The 16,634-nt window shown below is 49.0% G+C and carries 14 protein-coding genes, 1 tRNA gene and 1 pseudogene; 5 read left to right on the forward strand and 11 right to left on the reverse strand.

Going from position 1 to position 16,634, the window contains the following annotated elements; translation table 11 throughout:
* The first annotated feature begins 72 nt into the window (after positions 1-72).
* Complete coding sequence (locus K8942_01645) at positions 73-1,761, forward strand: AAA family ATPase (GenBank protein UPA22899.1); 1,689 nt, start codon at positions 73-75, stop codon at positions 1,759-1,761.
* 4 nt (positions 1,762-1,765) lie between these two features.
* Here K8942_01645 and K8942_01650 read toward each other — a convergent pair whose 3' ends face one another.
* Entirely contained in the window at positions 1,766-2,467 is a 702-nt protein-coding gene (locus tag K8942_01650) for a thermonuclease family protein (GenBank protein UPA22900.1), read from the reverse strand.
* 241 nt (positions 2,468-2,708) lie between these two features.
* Between K8942_01650 and K8942_01655 the strand changes: the two genes are divergently transcribed.
* From K8942_01655 to K8942_01665, 3 genes and pseudogenes are all read left to right on the forward strand, one after another.
* Positions 2,709-3,281 (forward strand): hypothetical protein, encoded by a 573-nt coding sequence (locus K8942_01655; GenBank protein ID UPA22901.1) that lies wholly within the window; start codon positions 2,709-2,711, stop codon positions 3,279-3,281.
* Positions 3,282-3,610: 329 nt separating this feature from the next.
* A pseudogene (locus K8942_01660) lies at positions 3,611-4,096 on the forward strand (recombinase family protein).
* Positions 4,070-5,386 carry a recombinase family protein gene (locus tag K8942_01665; protein ID UPA23139.1) on the forward strand — a complete coding sequence of 439 codons (1,317 nt, stop codon included), beginning with the start codon at positions 4,070-4,072 and terminating at the stop codon, positions 5,384-5,386. The pseudogene K8942_01660 and the gene K8942_01665 overlap by 27 nt, the downstream one beginning before the upstream one ends.
* Here K8942_01665 and K8942_01670 read toward each other — a convergent pair.
* The 10 genes from K8942_01670 to K8942_01715 all read right to left on the reverse strand — a co-directional run bounded on the left by K8942_01670 (position 5,345) and on the right by K8942_01715 (position 15,121).
* Positions 5,345-5,419: transfer RNA gene (locus tag K8942_01670), tRNA-Asn, on the reverse strand. The two genes, K8942_01665 and K8942_01670, sit on opposite strands and share 42 nt — an antisense overlap.
* 69 nt (positions 5,420-5,488) lie before the next feature.
* Positions 5,489-7,075, reverse strand: a complete 1,587-nt coding sequence (locus K8942_01675; GenBank protein ID UPA22902.1) for a hypothetical protein — start codon at positions 7,073-7,075, stop codon at positions 5,489-5,491.
* A complete protein-coding gene (locus tag K8942_01680) occupies positions 7,048-7,983 on the reverse strand; it encodes a hypothetical protein (GenBank protein ID UPA22903.1) in 936 nt (311 codons plus the stop codon). The genes K8942_01675 and K8942_01680 overlap by 28 nt, the downstream gene beginning before the upstream one ends.
* Positions 7,980-8,555 carry a hypothetical protein gene (locus K8942_01685; protein UPA22904.1) on the reverse strand — a complete coding sequence of 192 codons (576 nt, stop codon included), beginning with the start codon at positions 8,553-8,555 and terminating at the stop codon, positions 7,980-7,982. Before K8942_01685 ends, K8942_01680 begins: the two co-directional genes overlap by 4 nt.
* Before the next feature lie 42 nt (positions 8,556-8,597).
* Positions 8,598-9,812: a hypothetical protein gene (locus K8942_01690; GenBank protein UPA22905.1), complete on the reverse strand. Its 1,215-nt coding sequence runs from the start codon at positions 9,810-9,812 to the stop codon at positions 8,598-8,600.
* 56 nt (positions 9,813-9,868) lie between these two features.
* The gene (locus K8942_01695; protein ID UPA22906.1) at positions 9,869-11,314 is read right to left on the reverse strand and encodes a hypothetical protein; all 1,446 of its coding nucleotides are present in this window, start codon (positions 11,312-11,314) and stop codon (positions 9,869-9,871) included.
* A complete protein-coding gene (locus tag K8942_01700; GenBank protein UPA22907.1) occupies positions 11,311-12,459 on the reverse strand; it encodes a hypothetical protein in 1,149 nt (382 codons plus the stop codon). The genes K8942_01695 and K8942_01700 overlap by 4 nt, the downstream gene beginning before the upstream one ends.
* A 48-nt stretch (positions 12,460-12,507) precedes the next feature.
* Positions 12,508-12,831: a hypothetical protein gene (locus K8942_01705; protein UPA22908.1), complete on the reverse strand. Its 324-nt coding sequence runs from the start codon at positions 12,829-12,831 to the stop codon at positions 12,508-12,510.
* 40 nt (positions 12,832-12,871) lie between these two features.
* Complete coding sequence (locus tag K8942_01710) at positions 12,872-13,186, reverse strand: hypothetical protein (GenBank protein UPA22909.1); 315 nt, start codon at positions 13,184-13,186, stop codon at positions 12,872-12,874.
* 72 nt (positions 13,187-13,258) lie between these two features.
* Entirely contained in the window at positions 13,259-15,121 is a 1,863-nt protein-coding gene (locus tag K8942_01715) for an alanine--tRNA ligase (protein ID UPA22910.1), read from the reverse strand.
* A 108-nt stretch (positions 15,122-15,229) separates the two neighbouring features.
* Here K8942_01715 and K8942_01720 point away from each other — a divergent pair, with 108 nt between their 5' ends.
* Positions 15,230-16,633, forward strand: coding sequence for a hypothetical protein (locus K8942_01720; GenBank protein UPA22911.1), 1,404 nt, complete (start codon positions 15,230-15,232; stop codon positions 16,631-16,633).
* Position 16,634 lies beyond the last annotated feature (1 nt).

Raw genomic sequence — 16,634 nt, forward strand, 5'->3', positions numbered from 1 at the left:
TCAGGCATAATATGGGCTTTCTAAGAGTAATCTGAACTAATACTATGAATGGCACCCCATACATAGTTATTTATGATTGAAAGAATCTACATAAAGAATTTTCGCTCTATCAAAGAGATAACAATTGACCCTCAGGGTCTTTGTGCCTTGATTGGCGCAAATAGCACTGGCAAAACTAACGTATTGAGAGCGCTTGAAACATTGCTTGGTGAGACATATCCCACCGAGCGTGCGTTTACCAAAGACGATTTCTACGGTAGAGATTCCAATGCTACGATTACGATTCAGGTATGGTTTAAGGAGCCTCTTAACAGGTGCAAATTAAAAAGCTGTAGTACAAATGCTACAGAATCATGTAGCCCTGCTTCTTTTAAACTCACTCACACGAAGGATGAAAACATATCCTTTGGGGCTACTAAGTTTTTGGTTTTAGATGAAAGTGGAAATGAATATTGGGGTTCTGGCGCTGCGAGAGATCAAGTTTGCTTTGTGTACATTCCCTCAGACCGAAGCCTAGAAAGACAAATGACAGTCAGTCAGTGGACTTTATTGGGGAAAATTTTGAGGAAGATTGATGAAAATTTTAGAAAGAAGAATTCTAGTCAGGATATTTCCTTGGAAGAGCAATTTAGAAGTGCCATGGAACATCCGAGAAGCATTTTGGAATCTGATTTTGATGACAAATTGGATTACAAAAAGTTCAAAGCAGTTTTTACCGAAATATGTAAGGATTATGCAAAAGGACTCGCACATGGATTCTCTTTGGATTTAGAAATTTATGATCCTCTCTTTTATTACAAGACAATCCAAATAATCGGTAAGGAGGATATGGGTAGTTTTAATGTTAGTGAATTAGGCTCGGGTGTACAGAATTTGGTTCTTCTCTCATTGTTTAGGACATATGCGAAGATCATGAAAAATAAAGTTGTGTTCGCAATTGAAGAACCTGAGATTTATTTGTATCCACAGGCTCAACGTCAATTGTTCAAGTGTTTTTTAGCTCTTTCTTATCCAGAAGAAGGAGAAGGAACTCAGATATTTTATACAACTCATAATCCCAATTTTGTAGATGCTAGCAGAGCAAATGAAGTTGAATTGCTGCGTAAAAAAGAGGATGGAACTTACAAACTTGAAAAGAATTCTGCAATTACTGCCGATTCTCTCAGGGCAGATCGTTTTAAAATTTATACGCATTTCAATACTGAGAGAAACGAGTTGTTCTTTGCACGCAAAACAGTACTGGTAGAGGGGGATTCGGATAAAATCTTGGTGCACACTCTATGTGAAAGATGGGGGATTGATTTAGATAAAGAAGGCATTTCAGTAATTTCCTGTGGAGGAAAAACAGGTGTTCTCTACTTTGTAGGTGTCTGTAGGTTGTTGGGTATTGAGGACTTTTTTGCAATGTGGGATGAGGATGATGACGGAGAGCAGGCTGTGGACTCGCATGGAAACTTAGCATATGCCTTAACATCTGGTCATGGCTTGCAAATTGAAGGTAATTTAGAAATATTTTTAAAGAGTAAATTCCCAGCAAGTAACTTTAGGAGTAAGCATAAAGTTGAGGACGCGTATACATGGGCATCCTCTGTATCGGTAGAGCAAATACCTACTGAGTTTGAAGACATCAAAAACTTTCTGTTGCCTCCTACAGTAGACGCAGGGGGTTCTACTGAGATTGCCGCACAAGAGCAGCCTGCCGAAGTGGTGGCAGCTTTTCATTATGACAGTGATATAAAGGTAGAAGATCTCCCCTTTTAACTGTCTAACAATTCCCAGCCTTTCTCCATCCAGCCTTCACTGCCTCTTGCTCAGTGCAGAACCACTGTTCACCTTTGCTGGTATCTATCACCGTGCGGTTGTAGTCACGACAAGTGGAGAGGTGGTAAATCTTCTCTTTGCTAGTAGAGACATTGCCTTTAATCGTGCAGGTGGCCTTGGATGATGCCTGTGCGCTGCTGGAACTACTCTGCTGCTTCACAGGTGCCTTCTTGCCCTCACAGGAAGCCCACAGGCCGCGCTGATGCTCCATCGCGCCCTTTTCTAGCAAATTATATTCTTCAAGACGTGGGTGAGGATATTGCTTGTAGCTAAACGCATACCCCTCGCTGATAAGCTGCGCGCCAATATCTTTGCCTTTGAGTTCCACGTAACGCAGCAGTCGTTGGTACTTATCCCTGTCCTCTGCTGGATTCATTACAAGCGTTACTGCTTTGCGCGCAAGCAGGCGCTTCATTTTGTTACTGGCTTCTTTGCCAAAGCACTGCACGGTTGTGCGTGGGTCTACTGTCTCTGGTGTATCAATGCCGATAATGCGTATCTTCTCTGTCTTGGTGCCGATTTTCACTTGGATGGTATCGCCATCTACTACGCGCTGAACCTTAGCGCTTTGATCGGTGCTGGCTGCTGTTGCAGTAGCAGCGATAATAAGTGGAAGAACTGCTGAGAGTGCGATCAGCCTTTTCATAGAGATGTGTGGGAAGAAATATATGCACACATCCCATGAGGGACGCTGCTTGCGGCACTCAGCATTTCCGTCGGGCGAAGCCCTAGCGGTAAGCTGCGCAGAGGCAGCGCCCCTTTTGAGGCTTGTCCGCTAGGACAGTAAAATTTAACTTCGCGTGGCCGATAGAAATACTGAGTGCATGAGTATTATCCTCTTTTGCCTTGGGAATGACAATTGTATTCAACAGGCATAAAATCAGCTTGTGTCTAACCCCCCGAAAAAGTCACTTTCTCAAACAACAGCCACACAGCCATCAGCAAAGCATGAAGCCAAGAAGTCGCTGAATCTTCCAAAAGCCCAACAGGAGAAAGTGGCTCAGAAACGGCAAGCGAAAAAGAGCATCCTTGAAGATGCGGCAATATTTACAAATCTTGAAGTAGCATTTCGTGTTGGTGCTACACAGGCACAGGCAGCACTTCATGCAGGATGCTCACTCACGGCACTCAAAAATCATCTGCGTGATAACACTATGATGGATTATAAAGGGAGTAGCATCGGATTTACGGAACTAGTGGAGATGTGGAAAGGAAGTCTAGTACTCAAAGCAAAAATGCGCATTGCAGATGCGATGGATGACAAAAAGACAGGCGTTGACCATGCCAAGTGGGTGTTAGAGCGTCTAGAGCGACATCAGTATTCATCAAATAGCTCCAATTCGTCTGCCGACGATACGACGCATCCCACTAACTCTTATGAAGTAGCGATGCGAGGAGTACGCAAGCTGCAAAGCCTCAAAGCGAGTATGTCCCTTGAAGTAGAAGATAGTGGAAAATAGTGTAGTACAAGCCAAAAACTTGCTATAAGGACAATTGCCAACTAGCATAGAAGTTCACCGAACAGGTGGCTTCTCATGTCTTCTTATGCAAAGAGACATAGCGCCCCAACAGCCCAACATCCCCCTAAGGACACTCTCACTGTCCAAGATGTTGTGCGTGTCTTTGCATATGAGAGTGATCAGGATTTTATGAAAGATCTTGCAGATGTATTAGAAGAAGATTACGGCGTGCATCTAATGGGAGTGCAACTTGAAGAGGCAGGGCGTAATGTAAACCAATACCTGCGGTCATTCCTCTCTTAGGAATCTAACGATACAATGAATAACCCATGTCTCTCCGTACAGCCATCTACATTCGCAAGTCCACAAAAGATAAGGATGAAAAACAAATTCATTCTATTCCGAGGCAAAAGAGAGAAATTCAGGAGTTCATAGAAAAATATAATGGCGTTAATGCTCCGCCAGATCGTCTCATCTATGATGAAGAAGATATAGTTGCCGAAGATGCTTCTGCAAAGCTCGTAGGTAGGCCAAAATTTAATGAACTTATGCATAAGATTGGCAAAGGGAAATACGATGTACTTCTCTGTACGGAACTATCTCGCCTTTCTAGAAACGCCATTGATACGGGTGCATTAGTACAAGCCTTAGAAGATAAACATCTAAAGCGGATACAGACCAAAGACAAAGTATTTAATGCAACGCCCACAGATAAATTTACACTGGCACTCTTTTTATCTGTTTCTAAATTTGAAAATGATCAAAGGGCATTAAATACACAATCTGGAATGTATAACCAGAAAATGAAGGGTGAAACGACCCATAAAGCTTCTATGGGTTACCTGAATGCAGGAACGGAGAAGGGTAGGAAATGGGTAGAACAAGACCCAATAACATGGGAATTGGTACGTCAGATATGGGACAAGATGCTTACGGGTAATTACTCTGTTTCCGATCTAAAAGAAGAGGGAGATGCTATGGGCATTACAATCTTACGTAGCGGCAAACGTGAAGTGCCTGTTGAGAGTGCTTATCGTTACATGCTCTGCAATCGTTATTATGCTGGTTATGTGAAGGTAACTAACAAAGAAACAAGCGAGGTAAAATGGCACCAAGGTAAACATCTTCCGATGGTTACTGAGGATGAATTTGATCGTGTACAGCTCATGCTTCAAAATCGTGGATATAAACATCAGAAACTAATTAGACCGACTGCCATTGAGGGGATTCTTAATGAAATACTTTTGTGCGGAAAATGTATGTCAGAAGTTAACGGCAGCAAAAAACCAACAAAAATGATGTTTGAACAAAAAACACGCTATACATGCTCTGGCTGCAAACATCGTTTCTCTTCATCCCAGCAAGAACCTTGTCCTAAATGTGGCACACCTATCAATGAAAAAACAAAGGTTGATATGCATCGCTATTACCGATGTTGTAAAAAATATTCCTCACATTCATGTGCTCATATCTTCAAAGATGGTAAAGCCACAAAGAGCCTTCCTGCTGAGTCTATTGAGCATTATCTTGATCAGCAGATTTCACGTCTATATCTCAGTGAGAAGTTATTTAATGTTTTAAAGCGACAGCTATATACCCTCTGGCAAAGAAATAACGAGGTTTTAGAGAGACAAAAAGATATTTTGAAGGCAGACCTTAGCAAATTAGATAAAGAAAGAGTAAAGATTAAGCGTGAAGGTCTGGGCAAGCTCATGAACGAGGTTGAGCAGGAAGATCAGGAGCATATGTTGGATGAAAATAGAGGTGAACAGGAGAGCATCAAGGATAAATTATCTAAGTTGGAGGAATTTGAAGAAGAAAAATATGAGCGAGCATGGCAAGCTCTCCAAGTACTCGCAGATGCAAAATCTGTATTCAATTCGCCAATCCTTGATCTCGCACCAAAACGGAACCTTGTTTTATCCATGATCTCGCACCTGAAAATTACAGACAGTAAAATGGAGATAGAGTGGAAAAAACCTTTTGATGCTGTGGCAAAAGCCTCTATTGCCAAAAAAGGCAGACCGAAGTCTGGTACTGACTCTGATGGTGACAAATTCAATTGGCTCCCTGACTTGGATTCGAACCAAGAACCCTCTCGTTAACAGCGAGATGCTCTACCATTGAGCTATCAGGGAACGTCTGTGGCAAATGAGCGCGCTCCTCGTGGAGGAGCCGGGTTATTATACCCAGCTTTTTGTCCTTGGCTAGAGATTTGCAGGCACTTTTACCATGTTTGGGCCATGATAGATGCCAAGCAGCGGAACGCCATCTGCGTTGATCATATGAGCCAAATGACTGTCCGGAGGAATGATTTTGTACTGATCCTCACGGAAATTATCGAGGACATATTCCGCTTCCTGCACGGGGACAAAATAGATCCGCTTCAGCTCGTCTGCAGAGAGGGTTTCGACTGCCTTCTCGCCGGCACTGGTGCGGGAGAAAACGTAGAGAGCGGGACTTGGATGATTGGCAAGCAGCCACTTCCAGCCCTCCCGATAACTGAGTCCCCAGTAATCCATTTCAAAATTTCCCTTCACCCAGGATGCGGGAATCGAGAAGTAGCCGAATTCCAGAGGATGAAACCGGACCATCCAGAGGCCGGTCCAAAGCACGCTGCAGGCAGTAACGGCCAGGACAGATTTCCGGAAGAGGGGATGGCTGACGGCAGTAAGAAGGAAGTGCAGACCAAAGAGTGCAATCAGCAGGAAGGCGGGATACAGGAAGAGCATATGTCTCCATTCATCAAAAATACCCGCACCTGATGCGTACAGCAGGACTATGGGAAAGAGGAACCACAAGAACAGAATGATGTCCGTTTGCCGCTGCACTAAAAACTCTTTCGGTTGTGTGCGCAGACTGTGCACCAATTGCATCCCAAGAACGCAAAAACCGATCAGGAAGAGAACAGTGTAAAGCGGAGGAATGGTAATCGCCATCCAGACCGGCAGATAGTGCCACAGCGCGGCGCTGAGCATCGGTCCTCCCACCATCTGCCCGAAATAAAATCCGCCCCCGCTGCGCGTGCCGCTGTTGAGCAGAGCGTGCAGGAAGTGATTGACAGGGTCTGTCCACAAATACGGCCAGATGGCATAGAGACAGAGACAGAATGTCAGAAGAAAACCCGCACTGACGGCGAGGGATGTACGGTGGCGTTTCGTACCGAGTACAAACATCAGTGTGAGCAGAGGGATGAGCAATCCCACCATGCGCATAGACACAAGGATGGCGCAGAAGAGGCTGTGCACCAGCAGCATGGGGATAGTGCGCGTTCTCAGGAATGTGACCAGTGACCAGGTGCTGAGAATGAAAAAGACCATCGCGGGACTGTCTTTGGGATTATAAAATGCATGCGCAAAGACGCGCGGAGACAGAACCAGAAAGACGATGCCGAGCAATGCGTACCGCCAGTCTTTGAAGAAAATTTTTCCAAGCTTGTAGAAAAAAATCAGCCCCGTGAAAAAGAGTGCAAAACTCAGGAAATGCCGGATTTCCCAGAATGTTTGTATGAATTGCACATGCAGCATTCTGGTGACACTGATGAGGAAAAGCGGCCAGATAGGTCCATAAAACTGCCAGTCATAAGCTTCCGGAACCGCACCGCCCGACAGATAATCAAATACCTGTTCTCCGTATGCTTTTATGGCGGGCTCATCAGCAGAGACGCCATAGTCGGTAAAAGACAGAGCTCCTGCGATGCCAATGAGAAGAAACGTCAGGGGAACAAGATATTTTTCCTGCAGAAAGAAACGCAGTGAGTGGGTCATCAGGTGCGGATGAAAAGGGTGTGCCACAGACGGCGGAGCCATTGGATATCTGTATCATCCAGTAATCCGCAATACGCAGCAAAAATAGCCAAGGAGAAGGATCCTGCATCCATCAGCAGGAAAATACTCCCGTGAAACAGGATGCCACCCAGCATCAGAATGCGCTTAAGCGGGAGGCGGGGGAGTTGGGGCGGAAGAAGATCGACGATAAAACGGGGGACGAGCAGCAGAATCCAGAGTGCCTCCCAGAGCAGACTGGTCCAGTCGATAAGCGGTGTCACGGGTGTCAGAAGAGTCATGAATTCCTGTGGCCAGCGTGCGAAGACCGGGTGATGGAGCGCAGTATCCACAGCAGTGCCGTTCATCCAGAGAGTGCCGAGGAGTTTGTACCAGAACGATGTGCCGTACAGGACAATCATCTGCCAGAGGAGCAGACGGTAGGGCCATGCGGGCATGACGGGTGATCGGTGATCGGTGATCGGAGACCGGGGGAGGATAGAGAAGAGTTGTATGTTTGGGGCGATCATCAGGATGAAACCGATGGTGCGGAGCAGTGTGTCGCCACCACCGAGAATCATCGGATTGCGTTCATGGAAGGAGAAGAGGAGCAGGACGCTCAGAATAGTGGTGAGTCGCGGGAAAATACCCAGGAGCATCAGTGTGAGTGATACGAGAAGGAAGAGATAGAAACCGAAGACTGCTTCCGGCGATGTCGCCCAGAAGAGGATGCTGTACCGGTTCGTTGCACGAAGAACAGTCGGCGCCAGATCCATGGGGAGCAATCCATCGTTGCTGTAAAACATGCTGACATCACTCCACTGCAGAAGCAGAAAAAGCAGCACCACTCCCGCCCACCCCATACGCATCAGCCCGAAACCACGCGCGGTGTGCGGAGCAAAGAAAAATGCCTCCAGAGAGCGGAAAAAAGACATCATGACTCTGCGGGGAAAGGACAGAGAGTGCCTGCTTCCACCGTGCGCTCAAACGCCGGCATCCATGTTGCCCATTCGTCCATGGTGATGGGTTTTTGCAGATACGGAATCACGGTTGCAAACAGAACCAGGCGGACTGGAGTGCCGCTTTCAATGCCTTGTTGCCTGCACTGTATGTCCAGGAATCTGATCTGCGCTTTCTGTGCGTATTCGTTCGTATTGTTCAGGATGTTGATAAAATATTTGAAGTAGACGGCATGGCGGAGAAACGAATAGGTTCCCGGCTTGATGGTGATACGCTCGGTCCATTCACCGTCTTTCTGCTCTTCAATTCTGTAGAGCGTCACACGGCGCAGTGGGTCCGGGGCAAACAGATCCCATAACTGCCACTGGCTGGTGAGTTGCAGATACGGCGTGACAAGCGGCTGCAGGAGGTGGCTCACATCTTTTGAAAATTTGTCTGTGGCGCTGCGCGGAATAGAGGTGATGCCGACGGCAAACATATGCCAGATGCAGAAGAGGACAATAATCACCCGGAATAGCTTTTGCCGCAGAACGAATGATGAAGTGATCACAGGAACAAAAGAAAAAAATTCTCCATTCTCAATCCTCCATTCTTAATTCTTGATGGGTTTGAGGAACACAACTTCACGGCCGACAACCTGATCCGGACGGCGGTACAGGAGGGACAAGCGCTCCGGATTATCCGTTGCCATACCCGGAGGCAGCACCGGCTCAAAGCCGATATCCGCAAGTTTCTTCCATGTTTTTTCCAGGTAGAGCGGTCCGGTTTTCAAAAACCAGACAGGGAAGGTGGCGACAACCGGCACTCCCGGCAGATTCTTCGCGGCGTTTTCCAGAAAGCCGATTTCAATCGCCTCACATTCTGTGCGGATTTTTGCCGCATCTTTTGCTGTCGGTCTCTCTGTGAGTCCGGGGCCGAGTGTGGTTTCGGTGACAATCATGTTCGGTGTCTCATCGAGTGCAAAATCTTTCGTTGCATCCTGCTTCCAGACAGTCACTGCGGTATCTTTTTTCAGGATCTTATATTCCTTCCGCATCCACTCGATATTTTTCTCACAGCCGTTCACTGCTTTGAGCGACATATCCGATGCAAAGACCGGCCAGCCGCGCAGCAGTGATTCCATTGCAAGGACGCCGGTGCCACAGAACGGATCGAAGACAGAGAGTGTTTTTTTGGCTTTGGGATTGGTCGTTCTGACCAGCCATTCGCCATAGTTCAGGAGCATCTGGGCAAGTTTCGGAGGCAGCAGTCCGACGCGCGTATCGCGCACCGGCTTCTCCATGTCACGCTTGGTATATTCATCCGGGTCCTGCACGGCAACGGTCCGTCCTATCCAGAGTGTTTTCTCCGCGCCAAGCAGCACGATTTCACATCCGTGTTTTCCATCGACCACGCCGCTGTCTTTCAGGAGGGCAGAGACTGCGGGCTTGTTCTCCGTGCCGATGTAGCGCACAGCACGATCCTGTTTCTTCAGCAGACTTTTGCAATCGCGATACAAATCATGAACGGTGGATTTCTGAACGCCGTATGCGCGGAGGCTGAAGGTGATTTTTCCTTTCACGTTCTTCGTCTGTTCCGCGAGCAATGCGGGAACATCTTTCAGTGTCGTTTCTGCTGTGCCGATTTCTTTGGCGAGCAGGAAAATGCCGCCCCAGCGGTTTAGCTGTTTCATACCGAGCTCTTCGGGGGTCTCAAAAATGAGCATGGTCTGCCCGATGGTGCGCAGTGGTTTGAAGCCCGGGATGCTGGCACTGAGTTCAGCCTGGCTGAGCGAGGGGTGGTTTCCGAGGAACGCGGCGTACTGCATACAAAGAGACAGGGAAAAGTCACAAACAGGATAGCGTGCACTCTCCGAACACCAAGCTAGTCAGTCGCCATTTCACGTTTTTCGGCAAGGGCATTCGAGAGGCGCGGGAACGCCTGCTGCAACAAAAGAATCGTCAGCAGAATGACGACAGGCGTCAGGTGGATGAGGCCGCGGGCATATCCGGTCTGGCGCAGGGCTTCCGTAGAAAGGCTGGTAAAGAGGTAGAGCAGGCCCTGGCCGATATAAATAATCAGGAAATAACTGCTCAGAAGGGCGAGGGGGCCGAATGCTTTTTTCCACTGCCAGATGAGTAGTCCCAAAAGCAGCGGGAAGAGGAAAATCCAGTTTCCTTCAAAGAATGTATTGATGCTGATGGAAAGCAGCACATTTTCCTGCCACCCGATTCCCAGGCTGGTGAAAGGTTTTCCGTTTCCGAACGTGAGACCATTGGACCATTTGAAGAGCAGCCATGGACCTGCAATACACAGAAGTGCGATACCGTACCACAGAAGCGTCTGTACCGTGTCGCGGCGTGAGAAGATTTTTTTCTTCTCAAGCAGGAAAAGCGTGCCCGCAAGCAACAGCAGCAATGGCGGCAGATACACGAGCATGCCCTCGTTTTTGGTAAAAGGAAGCAGTGCAGTCAGGACAGCGCCCAGACGCAGGAAGGACTGACGGGTATCCATCGACACTGCTTTCAGAGCGTGGAACAGCATGCTGACAGCAGCAAACACATGGACCGACAGGAATGTATCGGCATAGGCATTTGTTCCGTGCATAAGGTACAGCGGTATACTGCCAAGCAGATAGGTTCCCGTCAGTGCCCAGAACAGTCCCGCATGCCGGCGGATACCGTAGAAGACCAGTATCAATGCAGCGATGTACCAGACAATCTGAATACTATTAATCAGTCCGTTGTTCCATTCTCCATTGAGCGTTGCCACCCAGGTTTTCACAAGCGGCACCGTGGGCGGATAGGAACTGACACCGAGTGGCGATGTCTCCGGATTTTCTCCGGGCAGCACGAGTGTCAGTGCACGGTCGGTGTAGAATAATTTTCCACGCATGTTCCATGCATCCAGCGAGTCATCCAGATACGTGGGCGCAAGCAGCAGGAAGACAGTTGAGGTCAGAAGCACTTTGGCCGCAATCCACATGCCGAGGACAATGAAGCATCCTGTGACCAGATCTTTGAGTGTCTCGTGCGGGAAAGATATGCCGGTATTTAGTGAAGGTAAAAAACCATTTTTCCAGCAGAAGAAAGACAAAATAATAGAACACAAAATGTGTACAGAAAGAAAGAGGGGGAGGGCGAGAGCCAGGCCTGTTGAGACGTGGATCACAAAAACCAGAAACATCATGAGCGTCAGGCCTGTGACACAGCCGAGTGCCAGTCGCTCCACTTTTGCAAGCACCATCGTCCGTCCTTCCAGCAGTCGTACAAGGAGGACACCGTTGAGAGACGGAAAGAGAATGCCGACAAGGAAAGCGATGATGGTCATTGGGTTGTAAAGAGGAAGCTGCCGGTATCGTAGTTCGCAATGACTGTTCCCGTCCCGCTCAGGATGGTGCCGTTGCCATCCACAAGGCGATTGTTCTCGACACGAATATCCCCGCGGTCAATCATCACCCACAGTTTGACACCGCTCGTATCCTGATCCGGCCGCAGGGCAATGCTCGGGTAGGTGAGATAGCGGAGGTTTGAATAAAACGGCATCTGCTCGCGGGTGTACACAACATACCGGTCGTAGCGTGCAATGAGGGGCATCATGCGCTCTGCGAGTGTGTAAAAATTCCCGTGTGTGCGGAACATTTTGTCTTCATCCGGCGGCTGCACGAATGTCTTGTAGTCCGTCACGGCGTAGGACATCAGCTCCGCTCCCATGCGCATATCAAACAGCAGCCAGCAAATGCCCAGCGTGCCAAACACCGACCAGAGCAGAATGTATCTTCCGTTTTTCCGGTCGAACAGCGAAAAGACCACGCCGATCAGTGCACAGATGCCAAGCAGTGCATAGAATATGCGGGTGACAGACCATGCCGTTGGCGGAAGGTGATCGTAGAGTTCCTCAAGAGCGACGGGATCGAATCCGAGCAGCGGGCCCCACAGAAAGTTAATGGAATATGCCCGGAACTCATCAAACGTCCAGAAGCTTGCCCAGGCGTTTGCCATTTTTTCTGTGAACGAATACTGCCTCCAGATCATTTCCTCCAGCACAATGTCTGTGCCCATCGGCAATCCGATGCCGATTTTTGCAGTTTTCCAGTTCCAGCTTTTCCAGTCGTGCAGAGACAGGCTCATGATATGTGTTGTCTCGGATGCAGGAATATCTATATCGCGCTGTACCTGTTCATCCAGGTTTTCCGTCGGATGCCAGAGCAGTCCGATAGTGACAGGTTTTTTTGAGCGGAGCCGCAGTGTCAGCACATCAACTGGATGGACAAACGGCGTATTCCAAATGAGGAATCCATTCTGACTGGTTTGCACATGAATCCCTTCCGGCTGCTTCTCCGCCATCGTCAGTCCCACCGCACTGGCAGGAAGATGCTGATCTCTCCGGAAATCCCACACATCGGTCTGCTCCGCATGGCTGACGGGAGCGAGCGCAAGGAAGAAGAGAGCGATGAATGAAAAAAGAGTGCGCACGGACAGAGTGTACCGCGTCACATGGCCTTCGCACAGCTCCTGATTCCTCTAGCGTCCATCTGTATCATATTCACCAATACCCTGTACCAGTGGACGGATAATATCCGCATCCACATCAACCTCGCTATCGAGCGGCAGTGAGAGGCTGAAAAAATGGTAGTCATCTTTCTCTTCATTTTTCTTTTCATATTTGCCATCTCTTTCTAGGAGAGCTGCGAGCTTTCCTTGTATACGTATCCTGTTTCCTTCAATAGCATGTGAGATGATCAGATTTTCACGGACATGTGGTCGCTGCCCTGTCACGTTTTCCGTAATATCATCGATAATCGCCTGATTCTCGCTTCTGTCGCCTGTAAACATGATTTTTGTCATATGATTATTATAAATTATATTAAAATTATGTCAAGTATTATCAAAGGTATCTTCTCAGTCTCGAACGCGTCCGTAGAGCTATTTCAGTCCACACAGGTTCCATAATATACATTCCGACATCAATGTCTTCACCAAGCGGCAGGGTCAGATTGGCGAGTTCAACGGAGTCGTGCGTCACCTCTGTTTCTCCCGCTTGCAGTATGTAGAAGACAATACGCAGTTTGTTTCCCAGAAGAGTGGATGTTGAGAGAAGCCGATTGCCGATCTCAGGATGTATAACGCGCAAATCGGCCGTGATTTTTTCCACGCTGTCGTGATTGTCTGCATCATCCCGAGAAAACACTGCTATCTGCATGTGGTTACTCTAAAACGATATCAAAAGATATCAAGCATTCTCTTTGTAATATGTGGCTGTAGAGAGCCGGAATTACGCCTCTCCCGCCACCTCAATATCCGCCGGCCCGCCACTGACAACAGCCTTAATACGCCGGACGCCTGCGGAGGAGCTTTCCTCTTTCTGGATCTTGAAGGTCCCGATGACTCCGGTGTGACTGACATGCGGGCCGCCACAGATTTCTTTGGAGAAGACATCGCCGTCACCGATTTTTCCGGTGCCGGCAGTTTTGCTGTCCTGCTTGCCCATCACATAGACCTTCACTTCCGATCCGTACCGGTCATCAAACACCCCGATAGCACCTTCTGCCTTAGCGCCATCCACCGTCGTGAGGTGATAGCCAACCGGAAGGTCTGCCTTGATGGCATCATTGACGAGCTGTTCGACCTCACTGATCTGCTCCGGCGTCATCTTGCCGTCGTAGTTGAAATCGAAACGCAGGCGCTCGGCGGTAATATTACTTCCTTTCTGTCCGATGTGATTGCCGAGTACGCGGTGCAGTGCGGCGTTCAGAAGGTGTGTTGCCGTGTGGAGCTTCGTCGTCTCTGCAGAATTGTCCGCAAGTCCGCCTTTGAATTTCTGTTCGGCTCCAGCACGCGAGAGTGCCTGATGTGCTTCAAACGATGATGTGAATCCTGCTTCATCCACCGTGAGTCCCTGCTCCGCTGCCATTTCTTTGGTGACTTCAAACGGGAAGCCGTAGGTGTCGTACAGATGAAAGGCTGTGATGCCGTCAATCTCCGTTCCTTCCAGAGATGCGACCACATGCGAGAACCGTTTCAGCCCTTCCTGCAGCGTTTTTCCGAACTGCTGCTCTTCGTGACTGAGGGTATCGCGGATCTCTTTTTCTTTCGCCTTCAGGTGTCCGTAGATGTGACCGTACTGGTTGATCACCTCTTCGGCGATGGTCGGCGTGAACTGTCCTGCGTGTTCAATACCCAGCGTGCGTGCTGACCGGATTGCCCGACGGATGATGCGGCGGAGAACATAGGATTGATCCACATTTCCCGGCTTCACACCGTCAGCGATCATGAACGTCGCAGCTTTAATGTGGTCGGTGATGATGCGCACATGCTTTGTCTCATCCGATCCCATAACCGATAACCCATAACCCATAACTTTTTTCACGATCGGCTTCATGCGATCCGTCTCATACACATTACTCACGCCCTGCAACACTGCAGCAACACGTTCAAGTCCCATTCCCGTATCCACATTCTGCTGTGCCAGCGGTTCAAATGTTCCATCCTCTTTTTTGTTGTACTGCATGAAGACGTCGTTCCAGATTTCCATCCAGTTCGGATCGTCTGTTGCAGGATTGCTTCCTGGCGGAGGCAGTTCACTTTTTCCGACCCAGTAAAACATTTCTGTATCCGGTCCGCAGGGTCCGGTGACACCGGCAGGTCCCCACCAGTTTTTTGCTTTCGGCAGGAACCCGATGCGCTCACGCGGGACACCGAGCTTCTCCCAGATGCCGGCAGATTCTTCGTCGCGCGGAGCATCTGCGTCTCCTTTGAAACAGGTGACTGCGAATTTTTCAATCGGGATTTCGAGCACATTGATCAGAAATTCGAAGCTCATGGTAATCGCTCCTTCCTTGAAATAGTCCCCCAGGGACCAGTTTCCCATCATTTCAAAGAGTGTCAGATGCGAACTGTCACCGACTTCATCAATGTCTCCTGTGCGAATACAACGCTGCACATCGGTTAAACGCGTTCCCATCGGGTGCTGTTCGCCCATCAGATAGGGCACAAGCGGGTGCATACCGGCTGTCGTAAAGAGGACAGTCGGGTCGTTTTCAGGGACAAGGGGGGCTCCGGGAATCACTGCATGGCCTTTGGATGCGAAAAAGTCGAGGTAGGCCTGGCGGAGTTCGTCGGTGGTGAGATGCTTCATAGTGCCGGAATTGTACAGGCTTTTGCCTATCTACAAGAAGGGTCTTCTATCTCTCGCATTTTTCCGGTTTTTTTGCTATAATTACAGGAAACATTCACATTGCTCACTGTGCGTTTTACCACTCCCTCCAGCCTTTCCGGCAGCCTCCGGTACGCCGTCCTCCCGATGGTCGTCATTGGCTGTGTGGCAATGCTTGGCATATTCTTCTTTCTGCACGGCCGTTTCATTATGGAAGAGGAGCTGAAGGAGCGTCTTCGTACAACAGCCATCCTGGCAACCCTTCATATTGATCCCGCACTCATCAAAGCACTGCGAACACATGCAGATACCACGAAGCCCCAGTACCGCACACTCGTGACAGAACTGGATGTGCTGCGCAAGAATATCCCGAACATCCGGTTCGTCTACATCATGCGTCCGACGAATGATCCTCTCGTCATGGATTTCGTGGCGGATGCCGACGGATTGAAAACGCCTCAACAGCTTGATACGAACAGAAACGGTATTGTCGATCCGGATGAAGAGCCTGGTCATCCCGGTGATCCCTACGACATCCGTGATGTACCGGCACTGCAGAATCTCACGGAGCCCCGAGTGGATGAGGAATTCACAGCCGATCAGTGGGGCACATTCATTTCGGGATACGCCCCGATTGTCGATGCGAACGGACATGTTGCCGGCGTGCTGGGACTCGATATGGATGCCAGTGATTTCATCAGCATTTCACAGCGGATCTTCTCTCCGGTCGCTCTGCTCCTTGTGGCATTTGCAGGAGTGCTGATGTCTGTCTATGTGGTTGCCGTTGTGCGTCAGCGCAGACTCGAATCGCTGCAGCAGCTCGAAGCCGATCGCGGTGCACTCATGGATCTCGCAACACACCAGCTCGGCGTACCGCTCGCAACATTCCGCTGGTGGGTCGAAATTCTCCGTGACCAGAGCAAAAAGAAAAATGATGATGTCATCAGTCAGCTGGAAGAAGGTATTTCCCGCATGGATCACATCATCACGTCTCTGCGCACAGCATCACACATGCAGAACAAACAGGCCGATTACCGCGCCGTCCGCGTGAGTGTGGAAAAAATCATCAACATGATTCCGGAGAGCACCCTCTCTCTGGTCAAGCGCCGCAAGCAGACTATTGTCCGGAACATTTCTCCGGCAGCCAGCATCAGTATCGATCCGAAAGTGTTCAGCGGTGTGCTCCAGGAGCTCATTGAAAATGCGTCGTACTATTCTCCGGAAAAGAAAAAAATCACAATCCGTGCAACCGTTGTCCGCCGCCGCGTGGTGATTGAAGTGGAGGACCAGGGATACGGAATCGACCCCAAAGATCTGCCGCATATTTTTGAGCAGTTCGCCCGCGGATCAAAAGCGATGCTCTATAAGCCCGTTGGAAACGGACTCGGACTCTTTATTGCAAAAAATATTATCGAAAATGCAAAAGGACGTATTCAGGTCGAGAGTGCGCCGGGGAAGGGCACGCTCTTTACCATCAGCCTCCCCCTCGCCTGAG

Source organism: Candidatus Peribacteria bacterium (assembly GCA_023038255.1).
Classification (GTDB): Bacteria; Patescibacteriota; Gracilibacteria; order Peribacterales; family Peribacteraceae; genus CALREJ01.

Bases quoted from the DNA above. Each gene is read 5' to 3' on its own strand.
- K8942_01645 (UPA22899.1), top strand. From the start codon at position 73: ATGATTGAAAGAATCTACATAAAGAATTTTCGCTCTATCAAAGAGATA.
- K8942_01650 (UPA22900.1), bottom strand. From the start codon at position 2,467: ATGAAAAGGCTGATCGCACTCTCAGCAGTTCTTCCACTTATTATCGCT.
- K8942_01665 (UPA23139.1), top strand. From the start codon at position 4,070: ATGTATAACCAGAAAATGAAGGGTGAAACGACCCATAAAGCTTCTATG.
- K8942_01680 (UPA22903.1), bottom strand. From the start codon at position 7,983: ATGATGTCTTTTTTCCGCTCTCTGGAGGCATTTTTCTTTGCTCCGCAC.
- K8942_01690 (UPA22905.1), bottom strand. From the start codon at position 9,812: ATGCAGTACGCCGCGTTCCTCGGAAACCACCCCTCGCTCAGCCAGGCT.
- K8942_01695 (UPA22906.1), bottom strand. From the start codon at position 11,314: ATGACCATCATCGCTTTCCTTGTCGGCATTCTCTTTCCGTCTCTCAAC.
- K8942_01705 (UPA22908.1), bottom strand. From the start codon at position 12,831: ATGACAAAAATCATGTTTACAGGCGACAGAAGCGAGAATCAGGCGATT.
- K8942_01710 (UPA22909.1), bottom strand. From the start codon at position 13,186: ATGCAGATAGCAGTGTTTTCTCGGGATGATGCAGACAATCACGACAGC.
- K8942_01715 (UPA22910.1), bottom strand. From the start codon at position 15,121: ATGAAGCATCTCACCACCGACGAACTCCGCCAGGCCTACCTCGACTTT.